This window comes from Phocaeicola coprocola DSM 17136 (assembly GCF_000154845.1).
Lineage (GTDB): Bacteria > Bacteroidota > Bacteroidia > Bacteroidales > Bacteroidaceae > Phocaeicola > Phocaeicola coprocola.
In genome coordinates this window covers 33,435-54,474 of sequence record NZ_DS981452.1, presented here as the reverse complement: position 1 = coordinate 54,474, position 21,040 = coordinate 33,435, and the positions used below count along the sequence as shown (strand labels likewise).

Genomic DNA, 21,040 nt, shown 5'->3' with positions numbered 1-21,040 from the left:
CTTGGCTTGATGTGCTTCCAATGCAACAATCAGGTCGCGTAGGCTCTCACGATTGCTTAGCTGTCCGAACATCATAGCAAGAAGCTGGTTCCAGCAAGTGAAATGTTTGACGTAACGATTTCCATCGTATTTGTCCACGATTCTTCTGAATTTATTGTTGTTCAAAAACTCTACCAATTGAGCGAAAACATATTTGTCTTGATTCATTTGAAGCCATTTGATTTGGTTTCAAAGGTACAATTTCAAATCGTCGCGCTTTACAAATAGAGTATAATAAGCTATATTTCAGTTATTTCAAAGAACTATTTATCCACTTTTACGGGACAGTAATGAGGGTTTATGCTAAAGCTTTCAAAAGGTATGTTTCCTTAGCCGTCTGGTATCCGATGGACGGAAGAACAGACAAGTGGCAGCTTTATTTCTCTACAGACGATTCCATGGATGGACGCGAGGTGCTGGATTATTACAGAACCAGGTTCCAGTTGGAATTTTGCTTTAGAGATGGCAAGCAGCATGCAGGAATCACCAGTTGCCAGTCTACCGACTTCAGGAAATTGGATTTTCACTTCAATGCATCGCTTGCTGCTGTCAACTTGGCCAAAGCGGCATGTAAGAGGCTCGGAATAGCCTATTCCATATCCTCCTGCAAGTCATTCATACACAATGCTTATATGCTTGAACGATTTATTTGCGTGTTTGGGATTAGCCCAGACCCGCAAGTTATTGACAAACTTTTCAAAGAACTCATTTTATTTACTGCCAGAGCCGCTTAGGCTTGGCGAATTTTTAACGAACTATTGTATTACAAATATATTCATGTTTTTATTAAGATTCAATAAGGGGCAGATAGATTGTGAATTCCGTGAACTCACCTTCTATGCTGGAGACAAATATTTTTCCGTGATGTGCTTCAACCACCTGATCAACGAAATTCAGTCCGAGTCCGAAACCGGAAGTACCATTCCGGCGGTTACGTTTAACGGCTGATGCACGTTCATACTTTCGGAAAATAAGATGAATATCTTTATCGGATATACCAAAACCATTGTCATGAACTTTAAGGACGGTATATCTGTCATCCCGTGCAATGCTTATTCTTATCTCCACGCTCTCACCCGAATATTTTATGGAATTGTCTATGAGGTTGCTTAGTACCTCTTCCAGATATTCAGCATCGGCATAGGCAGTTTCGGCTTTTATATCTGTAATGAAATTTACCGTCTTTTGCGATTTCGCCTTGAATTTTTCGGTCAGTTTCTCTATTATAGGAGTAAGCTCAACTTCTGTCTTGTTCATCTCCAGTTTATGGTTCTCCAGTTTGGATATGGTCAGCACTTTATTTGTAAGGGTAAGCAGATGGTCTGCCTCGTTTTCGGCAATGTCGAAATATTTGTTCTTCATTTCCTGCCTGTTGTCAAGCTTACCGCTCCTGAGGAACTTCAGTGCCATGATGATGGACGTGAGCGGTGTTTTCATGTCGTGTATCATGGCGTATGAGAAGTCTTCGCGAATCTGGAAAATCTTCTCGAAGCATGAAATGAATCTTACCTGATAGCTGATGCAGACGATTACGAGCAGCATGATGATGAATGTGCCGGCAAGCATCAGGCCCATACGCTCTAAGAAAGTTTTATTGGGATTGGTGATGATGAGCTGGACAACCTGGGTATAGTCTGAACGGATAGGAAAGTATTTGGGTTTGATTGCCATAAAGGACGGTTCTTTTTGGGTACCGATACCGTTTATCTTTTCTCCAGTTCTTAGATTTATAATGTCAATATAATATTGGTTTCCTAATCTGTTTTGGGTTAATAATTCGGCAGTAATGGAATCAAGATTGTGTAATGACATCGGATATCCCATGTCTGAAAGCTGTTCATAAAAATATGTCATTGGAGGAATGGTGTCGTTTGTTGGACCACTCTTTATTCTTGTACCTTTGGGAGTTTGCCCGAACCTCATATTCCCCTCTTCCTCCAAGGCTTTTTCAATGGTTGCATAACCTTCATTCTTAATGTCGTTTTTTATCAGTTCATACGAATTGTATATCCATATCATCTGCAGAGCCATAGCCCCGATAAGACCTACGACAGACAGTATGGTAATGAATAATATGTTTTTCTTACGTTTTGAAGTCTCCATGTATGATATTATATGACTTTTTAATGTTCTTTCAATGCAAATATAATAATTGGATTATGAACATAAATCGAAACACTGAAGTATTAACGTAAAGATAACATAAGGATAACTTAATGTTTGCCGATGCTTGGTTACCTTTGCAACAGAAACAAAGGAAGAGTTTTATAGCATTGATATAAATGGAAACTTTCCTTCAACACAGAAGTGGAAAGTTCATACAGATTTAAGTCGCTGATCATCATTAAAAAAAGTGTAATATGGATATAAGAAGAATAGTAAAAAGTAGGAACTTTATTAATGCGTTTCTTATAGGTGCATTGATTGGTCAAATAATCTATATATCAGCTTTTATATTGTAAGATAAGGATTGGATTTAGAAGAGAACTTGTTAATATCAAGCGAGTCTTTTTCTTGATATTTTGTATATTGTCTTAATTTATAATGAATTATGTTGTATGTTACTATTTCACTTTGCTTAATAGCAATAGCTTGTATGATAAAAAATAAGAAACTGAAATATACACTGTTTATATTGTCTATTCTTATTTCAATATTAAGTATGGTTTTACGAATAGGAATACATTAAAAAAGTGTAATATGAATATAAGAAGAATAGTAAAAAGCAGGCACTTTATTAATGCGTTTCTTATAGGCGCATTGATTGGTGGAATAATCTATATATCAGCTTTTATATTATAAGATAAGGATTGGGCATGTATCAGACTTGTCTGTTATTGATGAAAATTATCTTCTTATAGATAAAAAGAATGGCGTATGAAAGAAGTTGTAGTAAATATCAATAAGGTAAATTTATATTCTTTGCCATGTATAATAATTGGCACACCGCTTTTCATTATTGTTTACAAATATTTTCATGGTACAGGGTTAAGGGAGATTTTGGATAGTAATCCATATTTGTTAATGGTGTTAGTTCTCGTAATCTTTGGTATGGTTATTTTACATGAACTGATACACGGGGTATTTTTTTCTCTTTATGCAAAAAGAGGGACTAAAAGCATTAAGTTTGGAATCATGTGGAGCAAATTTGCACCATATTGCCATTGTGAGGATGCAATAACTGCTAAACAATATAGAATTGTATTGTTAATGCCTACCTTATTATTAGGGATATTACCAACATTGACTGGGATCGTAATAGGAAATTTTATAATATTTTTTTCTGGAGTTATGTTAATATGGGGAGGAATTGGTGATATAATAGCTTATAGATTAACGAGAAAGGTTCCCGACAGCGCATTGTTAGTAGACCATCCTAAAGAAGTCGGTTTTTATTACAATGATAAAATATAATATTTTCAAAAATACTAAAATATAAACAAGATGAAAGCATCAGATAAACACATTAATAAAAAATCAGTTCAGCGGAAGGCATTGATTTCATACGGAAGAGGGCCTGAAGGGGAGGAAATCTATATTGAAAAGAATGAGTTCAATAGAATAACTCCTATATTATGGGGCTTTATTTTTCCTGTAATAGCATTTGTCCTGTTCTATGCCATATATGATATGGATACCATAAAAACATCTTTGAAAGATAGGGAGTGTTTTATGAATCCTTTTTCAATCATTTTCGTAATGGGATTGGGAAGTATTCTGGCTATATTCGTCAATTGGTTTGTTCAACTTATAATGTTTCTTTTACTTAATTCATGGAATTATAAATACTTATGTATCAGATATAACAAAAAAAGTACATCAATTAGACTGGACTATAAGATACCTATGAAATTGTGGAAATTCAGAGCTGTATATATTACGGCACATATTCTATCAGCATATTTACCTTTGGTTATAGGTTTTATTATGAAGGATATGGCTATTTCTCTTGCTTCTGCTTTTGCAGCAGCTTTTTTCTTTGATGAAACTTATATATTATGGAGGTTGCGTCGTTACAGCAGAAAGGCTTTATGCAGTTATAAATCAGATGAAGAATAACTAAAGAGATTATGACTGAGACTTTATTACTCTATATGAATCTACGCTCAAAACAGATTGTGCGTGTACTTGCAGGTATCGGACCGTTCAGGAGTCTGTTTCTTATCGGTATTGTTATCATCCTGTTTTATGCTTTTACGGAAGTAACAAGTGTATGGGTATTGCCAGTGTGTTATCTGCTTGTACTCTGGCTGTATCATAACAGTAGAAAAGACAAGGAGTTTCTGTCCTTGCAGGTGCATGGAATCAAAAGATTGTTTACGGTAGAATATTTATTGCTCGGTTTACCGTTTATTATTTCGGGGATAATTGCTGCAAATTATATTTCTTTGCCAGTTATCATGCTGACTGCGGTAGTTATGCCGTGGATTTACCCTGTCAGGTTTCATTCTGTAGTTCTGCCTATACCTTTATTATACAGTGGGGGCTTGCTGTATAGAAGGATGTTCCGGAAACAAGTACCACTGTATGCGGTATTGCTCTTTCTGTCTTTCATGGGAGTATTGCATGACAATATCAATCTCTGTAAAGTATGCCTGATACTGTGGGGAGCTATTCAGGGAACTGCATATATGGTGACGCCACCGAAGCATGAACTCTCTGTCTATAATAGTTTCGGAATGTATCAGCTGATGTTAGTTAAATCAGGGCTAAGGAATATTTTTATAACCATGTTCCCGTTCATTGTACTTATGCTTGTGCTGAGACACGATACAGAAGCTATACTTTTTTGTCTTGTATTGTTTTATTCGACATTGTTATACCTGTGGAATATGGGGATGGCAAGATTCTCCTTCGAGACACAAACTGCACTGGGAATATATTGGCTGCTATTTCCGTTGCCGCTGTTTTTAGTTTCGATTATAACCCCTGTCGTATTGATTCCTTATTTGGCATTGAATATCGGTCTTACACTTTCAGTCAAGAAAAAATTTAAACATCTATGGAACTGATATATATAAAGAATTTGAGCAAGGCATACGGTAAGACGAGAGTGCTTGACAACCTCTCCGTTTCTTACGAATCCGGAAAAATTTACGGACTGGTGGGAGAAAACGGAGCCGGGAAAACTACACTCTTCAGTTGCATTATGGGAGTAACTGATTATGAAGGCGAGATAAGAAAGTCCTCCAAGATAAGCGTTGGCTATATGCCGGCTGAAAGCTTCTTCTACTCCCTTATCACAGGAAAGGAGTATCTTGAGTTCTGTATTAAGGCAAAAGGGAAAAAGATGGATGCTAAAGCCATAGATTCCTTGAACAAAATCTTTCAACTGCCAATGGAAAGATTTGCTTTGGACTATTCCACCGGGATGAAGAAAAAACTTGCACTGATGGCCTTACTGCTTCAGGAAAATGACCTGTACATCCTTGACGAACCTTTCAACGGGGTAGACCTTTATGGGTGTATCCAACTTAAAAGAATCATCCGCGAGCTGAAGGACAAAGGGAAGACTGTCATAATCTCATCGCATCTTATCAATACGTTACACGAACTGTGTGATGAGATTGATTTTCTGGATAATCATACCATTAGGAAAAGATATATTCAGGCATCAGTTGATGAGATAGAGCAGGATATATTAAATAGGAGAAACAGTAATATGTAAAAAATGATATTATGATTGACAATACTTTTCATAAAATACCGGTAACCTTCTTTGATGAAAGTTACAATAAATATCAGAATGAGGTAATGAACCTGTCGCGTTTTATCAGGGCATTCCATCCTGTCAGTATCGTTAATCCTGAGAGATTCAACAGATTTGAAAGACAGGCAGAGAAAGTTTGCCATGAAATGAAGGATGTGATGGATGTGCGGTACTTCCAGTTTGCCTTGAATTCTTTGTTGGTCCTGCTTGAAGATGCACATACTTATTTCATGCCTGAAGATGGATTAATTTATCCTTTTGAGATAAGATATTATGAAGGCTGTTTTTATCTGTATGCCATAGATTCAGAATATCCTGATTTCACGGGAAAAGAGATTGTTTCCATGAATGGCATATCCGTTAAAGATGTCAGGTTGGCTATGCGTAAAGCAATGCCCTCGGAGAATGAAGTAAAAGCAGGGCTATGGAGTTTTTATCTGAATCGTAAAGCATTATTGCATCAGATAGGACTAGATACAGCAAAGGGAGTTTGTCTTGGCTTTCATGATGGAAGTAGTCTGCTTTTTGAGTCGGAAATAGAGAATCGCTCCGGATGGTATCAAGTGAAATTTCCTTCCTATCCTGTTACTGTGAAGCGTGATGATTTGTTCTCCTATCAGATAATTGAAGATAAATGCTATCTGCAATTTAATGCGATGTATGATCTACAGTCGTATTTGCAATTATGTCAGATTACGGGTACCAAAGTTGAAGATAATTATCTGAACTTCCTGCCGTCATTTCTCGAATTTATAGATAAGATGGATGCCGATTTAAAGCAGCATCATATACGGAAACTGGTGGTGGATATGCGTTATAATGGTGGAGGAAACAGTATGCTTGGCGACCAGCTTCTTCAATATTTTGGAGTTGATACGGACAGTATATCAAAATATAAGACGTTTGTCAGAAAATCTGATTTTCTTTTCAAGTGCATGCCTGATTTCTATGATTGCAGCAAAGGTAAACCTGGAGAACTTATTCCGATGGAAGATTGTGAAAACTTGTCATTCCTTCCCAAAATTAAGAACCGTTTTGAAGGGAAGGTAATATTCATACAAGGCCAGAACACCTTCAGCAGTGCCAATTACTTGCTTACAACTATAAAGGATAATCATCTTTTCCCCATTATAGGGACTCCGACTTCGCAGAAGCCTACTTGCTTTGGCGATGTATTGCCTGTTGAACTGCCATTTACAGGTACAAAGGGCTATATAAGTCATTCTTACTTTGAAAGACCGGATGTGAGCCGTAATGAGGAGGATTGTTTATCTCCTGATATCCAAATATCTATGTCTGTGTATGAAAGATTGAAGGGTATTGATAAATGTTGGAAATGGGTTGAAATGAATTTGTCTGATGAGTGAAGCATTAACCTAAAGATAACATCGGGATAACATAAACTCTTGTTCTTTACGCATACTTTTGCAGTATAATAATAACTGTAAAAACTAAAGAGTATGAACAAAAAATATAGATACTATTTGATCAGTGGACCCATTTTAGCCTTAGGTCTTATGTTTGGTACAGCAATCGGAGCAAATGTTGGAAACATTAAAATAGGAATAGCCTTTGGAATACTTTTCGAACTCCCTTTATTTTGTTGTTTTTCGTACATTTGCCATTTCTTTCATCATAAAAAGGATAATGAAGCGTAATGTCTTTATTAATTATTCGTATAACTATCTTAAAATATTCAAGGACATAAAAAAGAATGAAATAACTATGAATATACAAAGTTTATTTTCAGAAATTCGTAAAATAATAATCAGAAACGAATTTACAAAGACCTTTATTATTATTGGAATCTTTGCATTTTTATTTTGTGTTTTATTTTATATTGGGAAAGAAGTTGGGGCGTTATTAGCTTTTATAATAAAATAATGTAATATTTTGTAACTTATGAAGAGGAATTCTTATAAATATGGTCGTATATTTTATTATGGATTATTGGTTGGTGCTTCAATTGGAATGCTTATAATGTCGTATTATCTTATATGTAATAATACACCACTATAAAGATTTCAATAGTTCGTTAAAAATTCGCCAAGCCTAAGCTGCTCTGGCAGTAAATAAAATGAGTTCTTTGAAAAGTTTGTCAATAACTTGCGGGTCTGGGCTAATCCCAAACACGCAAATAAATCGTTCAAGCATATAAGCATTGTGTATGAAAGACTTGCAGGAGGATATGGAATAGGTTATTCCGAGCCTCTTACATGCCGCTTTGGCCAAGTTGACAGCAGCAAGCGATGCATTGAAGTGAAAATCCAATTTCCTGAAGTCGGTAGACTGGCAGCTGGTGATTCCTGCATGCTGCTTGCCATCTCTAAAGCAAAATTCCAACTGGAACCTGGTTCTGTAATAATCCAGCACCTCGCGTCCATCCATGGAATCGTCTGTAGAGAAATAAAGTTGCCACTTGTCTGTTCTTCCGTCCATCGGATACCAGACGGCTAAGGAAACATACCTTTTGAAAGCTTTAGCATAAACCCTCAATCCGTATAGCTTTCCTTTGTTCACCTCGTATTCCTTGCACCGGGTCAAATCCAGATTGGCAAAGTCAATCCTGCCGTCAAACCACTTGGGATGACCACGTTTTCCTGTTTTCTTTTCCAATGTCGGATAGTACAGGACAACATCATTCCTAAAGCGGCTGATAACATGGAAACTGTTCTCACACATAGGCGTTACGAAAGTTTCCTTGGAAAAGAATGCGTCTGCAACCACCGTTTTGGATATGCTTTGCAGCTTGTCTTTTCTGCTGATAAGATAGCAGCTGTACCAGTCAACAAGGTTCTTGTCCATATTATCCAAGGTCTTACAATCCGGCGTCTGAATGGAACCTAAAGTCATGCATTCATGGTTGTCGATGTCAATGACACCGATGCCCATGATTTCCAGTCCACGCTTGTATTCTCCTGCACAACCGGACCAGAAGTAACCTATCCAAGGTGTCTTCTTGCCTGATTTGGGAATATAGGAAGGATCGATGGCGATGGCTTTTCTTTTGCCTGTGAGATACTTGCTGATGATAGAGCCGTTGAACGCAAACCAGTCGAAAGTTTCATGCTCAAAAAGGTTGCGATAAGTCTGTTCTGAGAAACAGCCATATCTGCCCAATTGAAGGAAATTTATACGATCCGGGATGGCCATGAATAATTTCATGGTGTCCATGAATGCTTTTTCAAAAGGTTTGTGTATATTCGCTACTGATTTGAGAGCCGACAGGCACTCGGATTGGTATTGCATAAGGAGTGTTTCTTTAGTCATAATCAGAAGAGTTCAGAGACTTCTAATTTACTAAGAAATAACGAATTATGCAATACTTTCCTCCTTTATTATCAGCAGGTTAACTCTCTTTTTTCAGCACATTTCTTCATGCTTAACCATTCGTTTTTGACAACATTTCAATGACCTCTTTAGTGTTTCCGAACCAGCTTTTGCCGGTTCTGTTGTTTAACTTTTAATCTTTCGGTAAAAATTTACCGAAGTATTGAAGATTTACGATGGTTATGAAAATGAAGTTTATATTATCAGGTATTCTGATTGCCGCTATCGGGCTGGTACTGTCGCACACGTATCGCCCGTATGTTTATGAGAACCATATCAATGACTTTCATCTGGCAGATGTTATAGGCAGTGTCGTTTGCGTACCTGCTGCGGTACTATGCGCCTATGGCATTGAAAAAAGATATTCGATAAAGCAATACACAATAGGGGCTGCAATAGTCTATATTGCATACGAGTTTCTCGGACTTCTTCATATACATGGTACCTTCGATGTATATGATATCATAGCCATAATAATAAGCAGCCTTGTGTTTTACCGATTGTCTCTGTTGTTTGGAGTTTCAAGCGGCAGATAGATGGTAAAATTCTCCTTCTGTACTGTTGACGAATATTCATCCCTCATGCGCCTTTATCACTTGGTCAACAAAGTTCAGGCCCAGTCCAAAGCCTGAAGCTCCGTTCTTGCAGCTGCGCTTTGCCGCCGTTGCACGTTCATACTTTTGGAGAATGACTTTCTGGTCGGCTTCGGATATGCCCAGCCCATTGTCGCATACTTTCAGGATGGTGTAGCATTCGCTTTCTTCAGACGTGATGTTAATTTCCACACTCTCCTTAGAGTATTTGATGGCATTGTCAATCAGATTGCTTATTACTTTACCCAGATAATCGTTGTCGGCATAAGCTGTTTTGGTCTGTAAGCTGATGATAAAGTTTACAGGTTTCTGTACATTGGATTTGAATTTCTCTGTCAGTTTCTCTATTATTGGAGTAGGCTCAACTTCCGTTCTGTTCATCTCCAGTTTATAGTTCTCCAGCTTTGAGATGGTGACTATCTTGTTGATGAGAGTAAACAGATGTTCTGTTGCGCGTTTTGCTATACTCATGTATTTATTCTTTATCTCCGGTCTGGTATCAAGTCTTCCGCTTTTAAACATATCTTGTACCATCATAATAGTGCTGAGAGGTTGCACCATGGCGTATGAGAAGTCTTCACAGATAGGGGAGATTTTGTTCAATTTGAAGGTAAATTTAAGTTGGTAGAGTTAAGTAGTCATTATGATTGTTTTTATAAATATAATGCTCTAAAGAATGGTTTGTGGTGCTTTTCCCTGTGATTGAGCAGGCGGTGATATATATCGTCAGGGGTAAGTCAGTGGCCTACAACAAGAATATACTACAGTTGATAGATTTGAGCGAATAATTCTATTTCTTTTCTATATTCATTTCTTTTATTATTATAGCTTACCCTGAAAAAAGTATAGTTATCTCCTTTTCTTCAGATAAATACATCTCGGTAGTCCACCATATTTCAAGGCTTGTTTTATATACGTATATCCTAATTTTTCCATGTTACTGCGTGAAAAAGAATTTTCCGGATGGACCGTACATAACAAATAACGGTATTGGGTTTTGCTCAGGGCTTCTTCTGCCTGACTTATAAGTAAACGTTGTAGTCCGTAACCTCGGAAGTTGGGATGCACTGCTACCGTATCCATGTGTGCTACACTGCACAACTCTGCTTCAGATAATCCGATGTCGTAACCTAGGTTCTCGGAATTTTTTCCGGGAAAGACGACAATGAATAATCCGGCAGTCTGTCCTGATACACTTTCAATGGCTTTCCATATAATGCCTGTGTGAGTAGACAATAGCGACTTTATATAATCTTTGTCTTCTTCTGGAGCAAACCATTCCCGGTGTTCCATGTTTTTCCAGATACTTGTTATAAATGATGTCAGTTCGTCTGCATCTGCTATGGTTGCTTGGGTTATGCTGAACTTCATTGGCTACGGACGTGGAATCGATGGTTTATAATTTCCTTAACTCCTGATACAATCGTTGTACCGGAAGCCCCATTACATTGAAGTAGGAACCTTTCAGGCCGGTTACTCCGATGAAGCCGATCCATTCTTGTACACCATATGAGCCTGCTTTGTCCATCGGTCTGTAATGTTCTACATAGAAACGGATATCTTCTTCACTCAACTGGTCGAAGGTTACTTCTGTAACCGAGGCAAAGGATTTTTGGAATTCGGTAGTCGTAAGGCATACTCCGGTTATGACCTGGTGAGAGCGTCCCGACAGTTTGCGCAGCATTTGGCAAGCTTCTTCTTCATCTTTAGGCTTTCCTAAGACTTCTCCGTCTATGTAGACTATGGTATCGGCAGTGATAATAAGTTCGTCTGCCTGCATGGACGGACGATAGGCGTCTGCCTTTTCGCGGGCAATGTAGATGGGAATTTCTTCACCTTTCAGTGTGTCGGGGTAGGTTTCGTCAATACCGGGCAGAAGCTTTACTTCATAATCTATTCCCAGTCCGGATAACAGTTCCCGGCGACGTGGGGAGTTGGAAGCTAGCTTTATCTTATATTTTTTCAGGTTTTCGAGCATAATTGTTTGTTTTTATATTACCAGCCAAAGGCTTCTTCGTGTGACATCCATTTGCCTTGTGCACGCAAAACTTGTTCTACTACATCACGTCCGCATCCGTAGCCTCCGTTGCGGTGTGAGATATATGTGCAGATGGCTTTTATCTCGGGGGCTGCATCGGCGGGGCAGCAGGGGAGTCCTACAAGACTTAAAACTTCGTAGTCGGGGATATCATCGCCCATATAGAGCACTTCCTCTGGCTTCAGATTGTATTTCTCCATTAATTCGGCATATTCTTTGGTCTTTACGGCTGCTCCCATGTAGATGTCTTTTATGCCAAGACCCTCGTAACGTTTACGTACAGCTTCTGTCTTTCCTCCGGTGATGATTGCAACATGTAGTCCGCATTTTACGGCGAGTTGCAGGGCATAACCGTCTTTAATGTTGACCGAGCGCATCGGTTCTCCGTTAGGATGCAGGGTAATGGTTTCGGCACTTAACACGCCGTCTACGTCGAATATAAGTGCACGTATTTTAGTAAGATCGTAGTTTATCATAAGGTTTCTTTTTTATTGCTAGCGTACTCGTGAATGTTTTTACTGATCAGTTCGTATATCTCTGCCAAGCGTGGTTCGCTTTTCAGCATTTCCAGATGGCGGTTGATGACATTTTCATCGTATCGCTGTGCCGGTCCGGTCTGTGCTTCGACGGGAGGCAGTTCGTGTACTTTCCGGGCTGTTTCGTCGATCAGCGGAAGCATGGCTTCGAAGGGAAGACCGTTTGCTGAAAGCAGATGACTGGCAACGGCATACATGTGATTGGCAAAGTTGCAGGCAAATACTGCTGCGATGTGCAGGTATCGCCGTTGCTCGGATGATGCTTCATATACTTTGCTTCCCAGATGGAGGGCGATTTCGTTCAGAAGCTTCAGGTCGGCAGCTGTATGTGCTTCGGTAAAAAATGTAACTTCACGGAAATCTACCTGACGCAGTTTGCTGAATGTCTGCATGGGGTAGAGTACACCATAACGTTCTGCCAGTCCTTGCCATACGTTCATGGGAACACTGCCCGCTGTATGTACAAACAGGGCTTGGGGAGCACGTTGTACTAACTTGGGAAGTATGTCGTTCAGTGCTGAGTCTTTCACGGAAACGATATATAAATCTCCCTCATGGGTGATTTGGCTTAAATCTGTAGTATAGGGACATTTCAGTTTGGCGGCAAGTTCGGAAGCGGAAGCTTCTGTACGGCTGAATACCTGACGGATATTATATCCGGCTTGTGATAAAGCTACGGAAAGGTGAGTCGCTACGTTGCCGGCCCCTATCATGATAATGTTTTTTATATTCATGGTGAAAATGATTTTTTTCGTTTGCGGGACTTTTTATCGTGATGACAACCAGTAGAGCAGTATTCCTATCAGCAGTAGGGAAGCGGGAAGCAGGTAGCCTGACATTTGTCCCAGCAGCGTAGTTACCAGACCGATGTTTTGGATGAGCCAGATTCCGGCAAGAATGATGCCTACCGACTTGTCTGCCTTGAACCATAAGAAAGCGACGGCTGCATAAAGTAGCATGGTGTCTTTTTGCATAACCCAGGACAGACCGTGGGAAGAAAAACCTATCAGCCGGTCGGCAAGATAGAGTATTCCCATCAATGCAAGAAAAACTGCGGTAGCACGGTATGTATCTTTATGGTTTGATGCTTTTGCTGCCACGTTTACTCTCCTCCGTATTTATTGATATGTACTTTTTCCCATTGCAGGTGTGACTCGTCGAAAGGTTTACGCTCCATACCTTTGTGGCCGATGGCTACGATGGACAAAACCTGTAACTGAAGAGGTATGCCGAGAATGCCGTGCACATACTCGTCCGAAGACATGCCGGTAGCGGTGTATCGTTCGCGTACTTGTATCCAGCAGCTTCCCAGTCCCAGATCTTCGGCTTGTAGCTGAATCATCAGAGAGGCTATAGACGCATCTTCTATCCATACGTCGCTTGCCAGCGGATCCGCCAGTACGACGATGGCAAGAGAGGCTTCTTTCAGGAAAGATGATCCCATTTCCTTGCAACGTGAAAGCTTGTCTAGTGTTTCTTTATCGTCTACTGCTATAAACTGCCAGCAGTTGCTTCGTTTGGAAGACGGCGACATGAGGGCTGCCTTCAGCAGGGTTACCACTTCTTCTTGTGTCAGTTCTTCATCGGTGAACTTACGCATACTGCGCCGTTGTTTTATCAATTCGCTGAAACTCTTCATAAAATCTTCGTTTTTAACACGACAAATATAACCTTTAAACTCGTAATGCTCAAAAAAAATCATAAATTTGCGATACAATGGCTATCAGGTTGACTACATATGAGCATGCAAAGGACATTCCTGAACTTCCGGGAACCAATGTCTTTCATTCTACTGATTTGTTCCGGATATTGGAACAAACCCCGGGGTATCGTCCTGTGCTCTTGGTTGCTTTCGAAGGGGATAAACCGATAGGTAAACTGCTGTGTATTACCCGGCGGAATTTTCGTCTGCTGGGGTTTACTGAAAAAACATACGTTTACGGTGTGGGAGAGTATTTTAATACGGAACGGAAACGGGAAGAGATTTTCAATGAATTATTGACGTATTTTACTACTCTGTATAAGGAGGGATCTTTTCTGTTGGAGTTTCGAAACTTAGAAGAACCGTTGTTCGGCTACCGTTATTTCAGGCAGAACGGGTATTTTCCGGTCCGGTGGCTGCGTGTTCGCAATTCGATACACCACGAACAGCTTGATAAATGGATGAGTGCTTCCCGTAAACGCCAGATTGCCAGGGGACTTAAAAATGGGGCTTCTATTGAAATTGCCTCCAGCCTGGAAGATATAAGGGCTTTCTTCATGATGCTGAAAAAATATTATTCTCCCAAAGTTCATCGTTATTTACCTGATTTTCATCTTTTTGCTTTTTTCTCTGAAGAATCTTTTCCGGCTGGAATGGGTAAAATCTTTATAGTACGTTATAAAGAAAAGATTATTGGTGGTTCGGTTTGTTTGTTTTCTGATGATACTGCTTACCTGATGTTTTCTGCTGGGATGCGCAAGAGTTATCCGTTGCTTTATCCGGGAGTGCTTGCTGTATGGGAGGCAATGACTTATGCCAGAGAGCATGGATATAGTCATTTTGAATTTATAGAAGCAGGACTTCCTTTCAAGAAATTCAGTTATCGGGATTTTATTTTACGTTTCGGAGGTAAACTGTTGAGTACACGTCGTTGGTTTAAGGTACGGTGGAACTGGCTGAATCGCTTGCTTATTCGTATTTATGTGTAATTTATATAGATATATGTTATGATTGATCCTGTTTATAGTGCGGCTCCCGACCGTTATCACGGTGGAATGAAATATCGCAGGGCTGGTAAGAGTGGCATCCTGCTTCCTGAAATTTCTCTTGGACTTTGGCATAACTTCGGAGATGTGGATACGCTGTCAGGCAGTAAAGAGAAAATTCATCATGCTTTTGACAAGGGAATTACTTATATCGATCTTGCTAATAATTATGGACCTTCTTATGGGTCGGCTGAGGAAACGTTCGGGCAAATCATGAAGAAATCTCTTGCTCCTTATCGTGATGAACTTTTTATTTCTACGAAGGCTGGACATGATATGTGGGAGGGGCCTTATGGGATATGGAATTCACGGAAGCATCTTATGGCTAGTATTGACCAGAGTTTGAAACGGATGAATCTGGAGTATGTAGATATTTTTTATAGTCATCGCTATGATCCGGAAACTCCACTTGAAGAAACCTTGCAGGCACTTGTCGATATCGTACGTCAGGGCAAGGCTCTTTATGTAGGCATATCGAAGTATCCTAAAGAGGCGGCGGAAATAGCTTATCGTTATCTTGCCGACAATCATGTGCCTTGTCTGCTTTATCAAGGGCGTTATAATTTGTTCAATCGTGAGCCGGAAGAGGAGGGCATCTTGGATCAGGCTAGTAAACATGGCAGTGGGTTTGTTGCTTTTTCACCTTTGGCGCAGGGATTATTGACTGGGCGTTATCTGGATGGTATTCCTGATGATTCACGTATTGCCCGGGGAGGTCATCTTAAGAAAGAAGCTCTGACGGAGGATGTTCTTCGTAAAATCAGGGACTTGAACGAAATAGCCGCACGGCGTGGGCAGACTTTGGCCGAAATGTCATTGGCATGGTTGCTGAAAGATGAGAAGGTTACTTCTGTCATAATTGGTGCCAGTTCGGTAAAACAGATTGACGATAATTTGAAGTCTTTAGATAATAGGTCGTTCTGTGATGAGGAAATATATCTGATAAATAATGTTCTAAGTCGTTGATATCCAGTTTGGAGAATGGAGCGATTCATGCATCAGCCAATATTTTTATCGTGAAAAAATATTTCTGACAACTACGCTTTGTATAAAATAAAAATAAACTAAAAAAAGCGTTAGTTGATGAAAATAAAATAGGGAAATATTTCTTTATTCTGCACATTTTTGTTTTCTTTGTGCAGTTGATATAAACCAACTTTAGATTTTAATACCATTAAAAGCAACTTAATTATGAAAATTTCTCACATTGAACATTTGGGCATTGCGGTGAAAAGTATCGAAGAAGCCCTTCCTTATTATGAAAATGTACTCGGATTGAAATGTTATAATATAGAAACCGTAGAAGATCAGAAAGTAAAAACTGCTTTCCTGAAATGTGGTGAAACAAAAATTGAACTGCTGGAGCCTACGGGACCTGATAGCACAATTGCCAAATTTATTGAAAACAGAGGCATGGGAGTTCATCATGTGGCTTTTGCAATAGAAGACGGAGTAGCAAATGCGTTGGCTGAAGCTGATGCAAACGGCATTCGCCTGATCGACAAAGCGCCTCGAAAAGGTGCAGAAGGACTGAATATTGCTTTCCTTCATCCGAAATCAACTATGGGGGTATTAACCGAACTTTGCGAAAAATAATTAAGGGCAATGAATGAAATGGTGGAGACATTAGCTGTTTGTTGTCATTCAGAATAGAGAAGTGGCGGAGAATTTTGTAAACGTTCATCGGATGTATACGAAGTTCTTCGTCACTTTGTTGCTTTAAAACAATCGGTTGTTAACCATTTTATCTTGCCATTTACTAATACATAAATTTCTAGTACCATGAGTAACCAACTTGAAAAAGTAAAAGAGCTTATCGAACTGCGTGCCCAGGCGCGTCTTGGCGGTGGTGAGAAAGCTATCGAAAAGCAACATGCTAAAGGGAAATATACTGCACGTGAACGTATTGCTATGCTGCTTGATGAAGGAAGTTTCGAAGAAATGGATATGTTTGTAAAACATCGTTGTACAAACTTCGGAATGGATAAGAAGCATTATCTGGGCGATGGTGTAGTTACTGGATATGGAACAATAGAGGGAAGATTGGTTTATGTCTTTGCACAGGACTTTACCGTATCTGCCGGCTCTCTGTCAGAAACCATGTCACTGAAGATTTGTAAAGTAATGGATATGGCCATGAAGATGGGAGCTCCTTGTATCGGACTGAATGACTCGGGTGGTGCACGTATTCAGGAAGGTATCAATGCATTGGCTGGATATGCTGAAATTTTCCAGCGTAATATTTTGGCTTCTGGTGTGATCCCGCAGATTTCGGGTATCTTTGGTCCGTGTGCCGGAGGTGCTGTATATTCACCTGCACTGACAGACTTTACTTTGATGATGGAAGGTACTTCCTATATGTTCCTTACAGGTCCGAAAGTTGTAAAGACTGTTACCGGAGAGGATGTTTCTCAAGAAGATTTGGGAGGTGCAAGTGTGCACTCTACTCGTTCGGGGGTAACTCATTTTACTGCTTCTACAGAAGAAGAAGGCTTGGCACTGATTCGTAAGTTATTGAGCTATATCCCTCAGAACAATCTGGAAGAGCCGCCTTATGTAGACTGTACAGATCCGATTGATCGTCTGGAGGATTCTTTGAATGAAATTATTCCGGACAGCCCTAATAAGGCTTACGATATGTATGAGGTTATCGGAGCAATTGTCGATAATGGTGAGTTCCTCGAAGTTCAGCGTGACTTTGCAAAGAATATCATTGTCGGTTTTGCACGTTTCAACGGACAGTCTGTTGGTATTGTTGCCAACCAGCCTAAGTTCCTTGCCGGAGTATTGGACTGTAATGCTTCTCGTAAGGGAGCACGTTTCGTCCGTTTCTGTGATGCTTTCAATATTCCTATTGTTTCATTGGTAGATGTTCCGGGATTCCTTCCGGGTACAGGACAGGAATACAATGCTGTTATCTTGCACGGAGCTAAACTGCTTTATGCATATGGTGAAGCTACTGTTCCAAAAGTGACAGTTACATTGCGTAAGTCGTATGGTGGTTCACACATCGTAATGAGTTGTAAGCAGTTGCGTGGAGATATGAACTATGCATGGCCGACTGCTGAAATTGCCGTAATGGGTGGTGCTGGAGCTGTAGAGGTATTGTATGCAAAAGAAGCTAAAGAAGCTGCCGATCCGAAGGCATTTATGGCTGAAAAAGAAGCTGAATATACCAAGTTGTTTGCCAACCCGTATAATGCTGCAAAATATGGTTATATAGACGATGTGATTGAACCGCGTAATACTCGTTTCCGTATCATTCGTGCCTTGCAGCAGTTACAGACTAAGAAGCTGACAAATCCGGCTAAGAAACACGGAAATATTCCATTGTAATTCGTGGGTTATTCTGATTATTAACTTTCAACTTAAGAAATCTATGAGAAAAAACAGAATAGGAATATTTCTTTCCCTGCTGTTGCTGATCGGTTTTACTTCTTGTACAGAACAGAAATCGAACAGTAAGCTGGTCATCAATGAGGTGTTGGTGGACAATCAGACCAACTTTCAGGATGATTATGGCGTGCATAGCGGCTGGATTGAAATATTCAATAAGGCATATAGTACAGCCGATTTGGCCGGATGCCTGCTGAAAGTGAGCAGTCAGCCCGGAGATACTGTTACGTATTTTATTCCGAAAGGAGATGTGCTGACAAGCATTAAGCCACGCCAGCATACACTTTTCTGGGCGGACGGAAATCCTAGACGGGGTACTTTCCATACTAATTTTGTACTGAGTAAAACTAATGCCAACTGGATCGGATTATATGATTCTGGTAAAAAGCTGCTTGATCAGGTTGTTGTTCCGGCTGGTATATTGGCTGCAAATCAATCGTACGCTCGTGTAGGGGATGCATCTGCCGAATGGGAAGTGAAAGGTGCAAGTGCTGATAAATATGTCACTCCAAGTACGAACAACCAGACGATAGAAAGCAATCCGAAGATGGATAAGTTCGAACAGCATGACCCGGTAGGTATCGGTATGGCTATATCGGCTATGAGTGTTGTTTTCCTGGGACTAATATTGCTTTACATCTGCTTTAAGCTGAATGGTAAGGCGGCTATTAAGTTGCGTAAGCGCAATGCAATGATCGCACACAACATTACCGATAAGCAAGAAGCTAAGGAAAAGAAATTGGGCGAAGCACCGGGAGAAGTGATTGCTGCTATCTCTATGGCGCTGCATGAAGCACAGGGAGCCGATCATGATGTAGAAGAAACCATTCTGACTATCAGTCGTGTGAAACGTAGTTATTCTCCGTGGAGTTCGAAGATTTATACATTGCGTGAAACTCCACATAAGAAATAATCATCTTAAAATGATAAGAAACCATGAAAGAATACAGATATAAAATTAACGGAAACTTGTATAAAGTAACCGTGGGTGACATAGAAGACAATAATGTGCGTGTAGAAGTAAACGGCACGCCTTATACCGTAGAACTCGAAAAGCAGAACAAACCGAAAATTAAGCCGGTAGTACGTACTGCATCTACTACTCCTGCTGCTCCTCCTGCTGCTGTGACTCGTCCGGCAAGTGTAGGAAGCAAATCTGGTATCAAGTCACCGCTGCCGGGAGTTATTCTCGAAATCAAAGTAAAAGAAGGTGATACCGTGAAACGTGGACAGACCTTACTTGTATTGGAAGCCATGAAGATGGAGAACGATATCAAGGCAGACCGCGACGGTAAAGTTACTGCTATTAAAGTAAGTAAAGGAGAATCAATTCTTGAAGGTACAGACCTTATAATCATCGAATAATATGGGAGAATTTAGTAGTTTCTTACAGAATAACCTGGCAGACTTCTGGACATATACCGGTTTTTATAATGCCACAGCAGGACATCTCATCATGATCCTGATAGGTATTGTGTTCATTTATCTTGCCGTTGCTAAGGAATTCGAACCGATGTTGCTGATTCCTATCGGATTCGGTATACTTATCGGTAACATTCCGTTTAATATGGAAGCCGGACTGAAAGTAGGTATTTACGAGGAAGGCTCAGTACTTAACATTTTGTATCAGGGAGTGACTTCCGGATGGTATCCGCCGCTTATCTTTTTGGGCATTGGAGCCATGACGGACTTCTCGGCGTTGATCTCTAATCCGAAGTTGATGCTGATCGGTGCTGCGGCACAGTTTGGTATCTTTGGAGCATATATGATTGCGCTGGAAATAGGTTTCGATCCGATGCAGGCTGCTGCTATCGGTATCATTGGTGGAGCTGACGGACCGACCGCTATCTTCTTGTCATCGAAACTTGCACCTAATCTGATGGGAGCAATTGCCGTGTCTGCTTATTCGTATATGGCACTTGTCCCTGTTATACAACCTCCTGTAATGCGATTGCTTACAACAAAGAAGGAACGTCTTATCCGTATGAAAGCACCTCGTGCCGTATCACATACAGAAAAGGTTATGTTCCCGATTATAGGTTTGTTGCTTACTTGCTTCCTGGTTCCTTCCGGTCTGCCATTGCTGGGTATGTTGTTCTTCGGTAATCTGTTGAAGGAAAGTGGTGTAACCCGCCGTCTTGCCGAAACAGCTCGTGGTCCGCTGATTGATACAATTACTATTTTGTTGGGACTGACCGTAGGAGCATCTACTCAGGCATCTGAGTTCTTGACTTGGGATTCCATCAAGATCTTTATCTTGGGAGCGCTGTCATTCTTTATTGCTACAGCATCGGGAGTTATCTTTGTCAAGATCTTCAATTTGGTATTGAAGAAAGAAAATAAAATCAATCCGCTTATCGGTAATGCCGGAGTGTCGGCAGTACCCGACTCTGCACGTATTTCTCAGGTAGTAGGATTGGAATATGATCCGACTAACTATCTGCTGATGCATGCAATGGGACCGAATGTTGCAGGAGTGATCGGTTCGGCTGTAGCTGCCGGTATCTTACTGGGCTTCTTGGTTTAAACGGAGTTTGTTGATAATCTTTTGAATTCGTTAACCCTCTGTCGGGCTGTATAGATCAGTCAGGCAGAGGGTTAACTGTTTTCGTAGATGCTGATTTTTGGCATACTGAAATTTAGACTGACT

The 21,040-nt window shown here is 40.2% G+C and carries 24 protein-coding genes and 1 pseudogene; 15 read left to right on the top strand and 10 right to left on the bottom strand.

From position 1 onward, the window contains the following. On the bottom strand, positions 1-207 hold a 207-nt coding region (locus tag BACCOP_RS03600; RefSeq protein WP_007566375.1), incomplete at its 3' end, for a DUF4372 domain-containing protein. Positions 208-329: 122 nt separating this feature from the next. Here BACCOP_RS03600 and BACCOP_RS03595 point away from each other — a divergent pair. Then, a pseudogene (locus BACCOP_RS03595) lies at positions 330-773 on the top strand (transposase); the annotation flags it as partial. Between the two features lie 52 nt (positions 774-825). Here BACCOP_RS03595 and BACCOP_RS03590 read toward each other — a convergent pair. Continuing rightward, positions 826-2,142: a sensor histidine kinase gene (locus BACCOP_RS03590; protein ID WP_007566371.1), complete on the bottom strand. Its 1,317-nt coding sequence runs from the start codon at positions 2,140-2,142 to the stop codon at positions 826-828. Positions 2,143-2,916: 774 nt separating this feature from the next. On the opposite strand from BACCOP_RS03590, the gene BACCOP_RS03585 reads away from it, so the two are divergent. The 6 genes from BACCOP_RS03585 to BACCOP_RS20775 all read left to right on the top strand — a co-directional run bounded on the left by BACCOP_RS03585 (position 2,917) and on the right by BACCOP_RS20775 (position 7,407). Beyond that, positions 2,917-3,453 (top strand): DUF3267 domain-containing protein, encoded by a 537-nt coding sequence (locus tag BACCOP_RS03585; protein ID WP_007566367.1) that lies wholly within the window; start codon positions 2,917-2,919, stop codon positions 3,451-3,453. Between the two features lie 30 nt (positions 3,454-3,483). Next, positions 3,484-4,098, top strand: a complete 615-nt coding sequence (locus tag BACCOP_RS03580) for a hypothetical protein (RefSeq protein ID WP_007566365.1) — start codon at positions 3,484-3,486, stop codon at positions 4,096-4,098. An 11-nt stretch (positions 4,099-4,109) separates the two neighbouring features. Beyond that, positions 4,110-5,051 (top strand): hypothetical protein, encoded by a 942-nt coding sequence (locus BACCOP_RS03575; protein WP_007566363.1) that lies wholly within the window; start codon positions 4,110-4,112, stop codon positions 5,049-5,051. After that, positions 5,042-5,707, top strand: a complete 666-nt coding sequence (locus tag BACCOP_RS03570; protein ID WP_007566360.1) for an ATP-binding cassette domain-containing protein — start codon at positions 5,042-5,044, stop codon at positions 5,705-5,707. The genes BACCOP_RS03575 and BACCOP_RS03570 overlap by 10 nt, the downstream gene beginning before the upstream one ends. An 11-nt stretch (positions 5,708-5,718) precedes the next feature. Then, positions 5,719-7,116 carry a S41 family peptidase gene (locus BACCOP_RS03565; RefSeq protein ID WP_007566358.1) on the top strand — a complete coding sequence of 466 codons (1,398 nt, stop codon included), beginning with the start codon at positions 5,719-5,721 and terminating at the stop codon, positions 7,114-7,116. 93 nt (positions 7,117-7,209) lie between these two features. Further along, a complete protein-coding gene (locus tag BACCOP_RS20775) occupies positions 7,210-7,407 on the top strand; it encodes a hypothetical protein (RefSeq protein WP_040311775.1) in 198 nt (65 codons plus the stop codon). A gap of 394 nt (positions 7,408-7,801) precedes the next feature. Here the strand turns inward: BACCOP_RS20775 and BACCOP_RS03550 are convergent, their stop codons facing one another. After that, positions 7,802-9,019, bottom strand: coding sequence for a transposase (locus BACCOP_RS03550; RefSeq protein ID WP_007566352.1), 1,218 nt, complete (start codon positions 9,017-9,019; stop codon positions 7,802-7,804). A 242-nt stretch (positions 9,020-9,261) separates the two neighbouring features. Here BACCOP_RS03550 and BACCOP_RS03545 point away from each other — a divergent pair, with 242 nt between their 5' ends. Next, positions 9,262-9,615 carry a hypothetical protein gene (locus tag BACCOP_RS03545; protein ID WP_148315642.1) on the top strand — a complete coding sequence of 118 codons (354 nt, stop codon included), beginning with the start codon at positions 9,262-9,264 and terminating at the stop codon, positions 9,613-9,615. 36 nt (positions 9,616-9,651) lie between these two features. On the opposite strand, the gene BACCOP_RS03540 is transcribed toward BACCOP_RS03545, so the two are convergent. The 7 genes from BACCOP_RS03540 to BACCOP_RS03510 all read right to left on the bottom strand — a co-directional run bounded on the left by BACCOP_RS03540 (position 9,652) and on the right by BACCOP_RS03510 (position 13,885). Beyond that, positions 9,652-10,143, bottom strand: a complete 492-nt coding sequence (locus BACCOP_RS03540) for a sensor histidine kinase (protein ID WP_227994735.1) — start codon at positions 10,141-10,143, stop codon at positions 9,652-9,654. A 378-nt stretch (positions 10,144-10,521) separates the two neighbouring features. Next, positions 10,522-11,043 (bottom strand): GNAT family N-acetyltransferase, encoded by a 522-nt coding sequence (locus tag BACCOP_RS03535; RefSeq protein ID WP_007566347.1) that lies wholly within the window; start codon positions 11,041-11,043, stop codon positions 10,522-10,524. 25 nt (positions 11,044-11,068) lie between these two features. Beyond that, complete coding sequence (locus tag BACCOP_RS03530) at positions 11,069-11,650, bottom strand: Maf-like protein (RefSeq protein ID WP_007566344.1); 582 nt, start codon at positions 11,648-11,650, stop codon at positions 11,069-11,071. Between the two features lie 17 nt (positions 11,651-11,667). Further along, complete coding sequence (locus tag BACCOP_RS03525; protein WP_007566342.1) at positions 11,668-12,186, bottom strand: KdsC family phosphatase; 519 nt, start codon at positions 12,184-12,186, stop codon at positions 11,668-11,670. Then, positions 12,183-12,992, bottom strand: coding sequence for a Rossmann-like and DUF2520 domain-containing protein (locus tag BACCOP_RS03520; protein WP_397434132.1), 810 nt, complete (start codon positions 12,990-12,992; stop codon positions 12,183-12,185). The genes BACCOP_RS03525 and BACCOP_RS03520 overlap by 4 nt, the downstream gene beginning before the upstream one ends. A 21-nt stretch (positions 12,993-13,013) precedes the next feature. Beyond that, complete coding sequence (locus tag BACCOP_RS03515) at positions 13,014-13,283, bottom strand: hypothetical protein (RefSeq protein WP_083779537.1); 270 nt, start codon at positions 13,281-13,283, stop codon at positions 13,014-13,016. Positions 13,284-13,348: 65 nt separating this feature from the next. Continuing rightward, complete coding sequence (locus BACCOP_RS03510) at positions 13,349-13,885, bottom strand: nitroreductase family protein (protein WP_040311778.1); 537 nt, start codon at positions 13,883-13,885, stop codon at positions 13,349-13,351. A gap of 77 nt (positions 13,886-13,962) precedes the next feature. Here BACCOP_RS03510 and BACCOP_RS03505 point away from each other — a divergent pair, with 77 nt between their 5' ends. The 7 genes from BACCOP_RS03505 to BACCOP_RS03475 all read left to right on the top strand — a co-directional run bounded on the left by BACCOP_RS03505 (position 13,963) and on the right by BACCOP_RS03475 (position 20,917). Beyond that, entirely contained in the window at positions 13,963-14,937 is a 975-nt protein-coding gene (locus BACCOP_RS03505; protein WP_007566332.1) for a GNAT family N-acetyltransferase, read from the top strand. 18 nt (positions 14,938-14,955) lie between these two features. Next, entirely contained in the window at positions 14,956-15,960 is a 1,005-nt protein-coding gene (locus BACCOP_RS03500; RefSeq protein WP_007566330.1) for an aldo/keto reductase, read from the top strand. Between the two features lie 225 nt (positions 15,961-16,185). After that, entirely contained in the window at positions 16,186-16,590 is a 405-nt protein-coding gene (gene mce, locus BACCOP_RS03495) for a methylmalonyl-CoA epimerase (RefSeq protein ID WP_007566327.1), read from the top strand. A 186-nt stretch (positions 16,591-16,776) separates the two neighbouring features. Next, the gene (locus BACCOP_RS03490) at positions 16,777-18,330 is read left to right on the top strand and encodes an acyl-CoA carboxylase subunit beta (RefSeq protein WP_007566325.1); all 1,554 of its coding nucleotides are present in this window, start codon (positions 16,777-16,779) and stop codon (positions 18,328-18,330) included. A gap of 43 nt (positions 18,331-18,373) precedes the next feature. Further along, entirely contained in the window at positions 18,374-19,303 is a 930-nt protein-coding gene (locus tag BACCOP_RS03485; protein ID WP_007566323.1) for an OadG family transporter subunit, read from the top strand. A 23-nt stretch (positions 19,304-19,326) separates the two neighbouring features. Next, positions 19,327-19,755, top strand: a complete 429-nt coding sequence (locus BACCOP_RS03480) for an acetyl-CoA carboxylase biotin carboxyl carrier protein (RefSeq protein WP_007566322.1) — start codon at positions 19,327-19,329, stop codon at positions 19,753-19,755. A 1-nt stretch (position 19,756) separates the two neighbouring features. Next, a complete protein-coding gene (locus tag BACCOP_RS03475) occupies positions 19,757-20,917 on the top strand; it encodes a sodium ion-translocating decarboxylase subunit beta (RefSeq protein WP_007566320.1) in 1,161 nt (386 codons plus the stop codon). The last annotated feature ends 123 nt before the right edge of the window (positions 20,918-21,040 follow it).

Excerpts from the sequence above, each read along its gene's own strand:
- BACCOP_RS03505 (WP_007566332.1), top strand. The coding sequence starts at position 13,963 with ATGGCTATCAGGTTGACTACATATGAGCATGCAAAGGACATTCCTGAA.
- BACCOP_RS03490 (WP_007566325.1), top strand. The coding sequence starts at position 16,777 with ATGAGTAACCAACTTGAAAAAGTAAAAGAGCTTATCGAACTGCGTGCC.
- BACCOP_RS03540 (WP_227994735.1), bottom strand. The coding sequence starts at position 10,143 with ATGAGTATAGCAAAACGCGCAACAGAACATCTGTTTACTCTCATCAAC.
- BACCOP_RS03485 (WP_007566323.1), top strand. The coding sequence starts at position 18,374 with ATGAGAAAAAACAGAATAGGAATATTTCTTTCCCTGCTGTTGCTGATC.
- BACCOP_RS03475 (WP_007566320.1), top strand. The coding sequence starts at position 19,757 with ATGGGAGAATTTAGTAGTTTCTTACAGAATAACCTGGCAGACTTCTGG.
- BACCOP_RS03510 (WP_040311778.1), bottom strand. The coding sequence starts at position 13,885 with ATGAAGAGTTTCAGCGAATTGATAAAACAACGGCGCAGTATGCGTAAG.
- BACCOP_RS03585 (WP_007566367.1), top strand. The coding sequence starts at position 2,917 with ATGAAAGAAGTTGTAGTAAATATCAATAAGGTAAATTTATATTCTTTG.
- BACCOP_RS03500 (WP_007566330.1), top strand. The coding sequence starts at position 14,956 with ATGATTGATCCTGTTTATAGTGCGGCTCCCGACCGTTATCACGGTGGA.
- BACCOP_RS03530 (WP_007566344.1), bottom strand. The coding sequence starts at position 11,650 with ATGCTCGAAAACCTGAAAAAATATAAGATAAAGCTAGCTTCCAACTCC.
- BACCOP_RS03565 (WP_007566358.1), top strand. The coding sequence starts at position 5,719 with ATGATTGACAATACTTTTCATAAAATACCGGTAACCTTCTTTGATGAA.
- BACCOP_RS03575 (WP_007566363.1), top strand. The coding sequence starts at position 4,110 with ATGACTGAGACTTTATTACTCTATATGAATCTACGCTCAAAACAGATT.
- BACCOP_RS03590 (WP_007566371.1), bottom strand. The coding sequence starts at position 2,142 with ATGGAGACTTCAAAACGTAAGAAAAACATATTATTCATTACCATACTG.
- BACCOP_RS03550 (WP_007566352.1), bottom strand. The coding sequence starts at position 9,019 with ATGACTAAAGAAACACTCCTTATGCAATACCAATCCGAGTGCCTGTCG.
- BACCOP_RS03570 (WP_007566360.1), top strand. The coding sequence starts at position 5,042 with ATGGAACTGATATATATAAAGAATTTGAGCAAGGCATACGGTAAGACG.
- BACCOP_RS03535 (WP_007566347.1), bottom strand. The coding sequence starts at position 11,043 with ATGAAGTTCAGCATAACCCAAGCAACCATAGCAGATGCAGACGAACTG.
- BACCOP_RS03580 (WP_007566365.1), top strand. The coding sequence starts at position 3,484 with ATGAAAGCATCAGATAAACACATTAATAAAAAATCAGTTCAGCGGAAG.
- BACCOP_RS20775 (WP_040311775.1), top strand. The coding sequence starts at position 7,210 with ATGAACAAAAAATATAGATACTATTTGATCAGTGGACCCATTTTAGCC.
- mce (WP_007566327.1), top strand. The coding sequence starts at position 16,186 with ATGAAAATTTCTCACATTGAACATTTGGGCATTGCGGTGAAAAGTATC.
- BACCOP_RS03480 (WP_007566322.1), top strand. The coding sequence starts at position 19,327 with ATGAAAGAATACAGATATAAAATTAACGGAAACTTGTATAAAGTAACC.
- BACCOP_RS03525 (WP_007566342.1), bottom strand. The coding sequence starts at position 12,186 with ATGATAAACTACGATCTTACTAAAATACGTGCACTTATATTCGACGTA.
- BACCOP_RS03515 (WP_083779537.1), bottom strand. The coding sequence starts at position 13,283 with ATGGGAATACTCTATCTTGCCGACCGGCTGATAGGTTTTTCTTCCCAC.
- BACCOP_RS03545 (WP_148315642.1), top strand. The coding sequence starts at position 9,262 with ATGAAAATGAAGTTTATATTATCAGGTATTCTGATTGCCGCTATCGGG.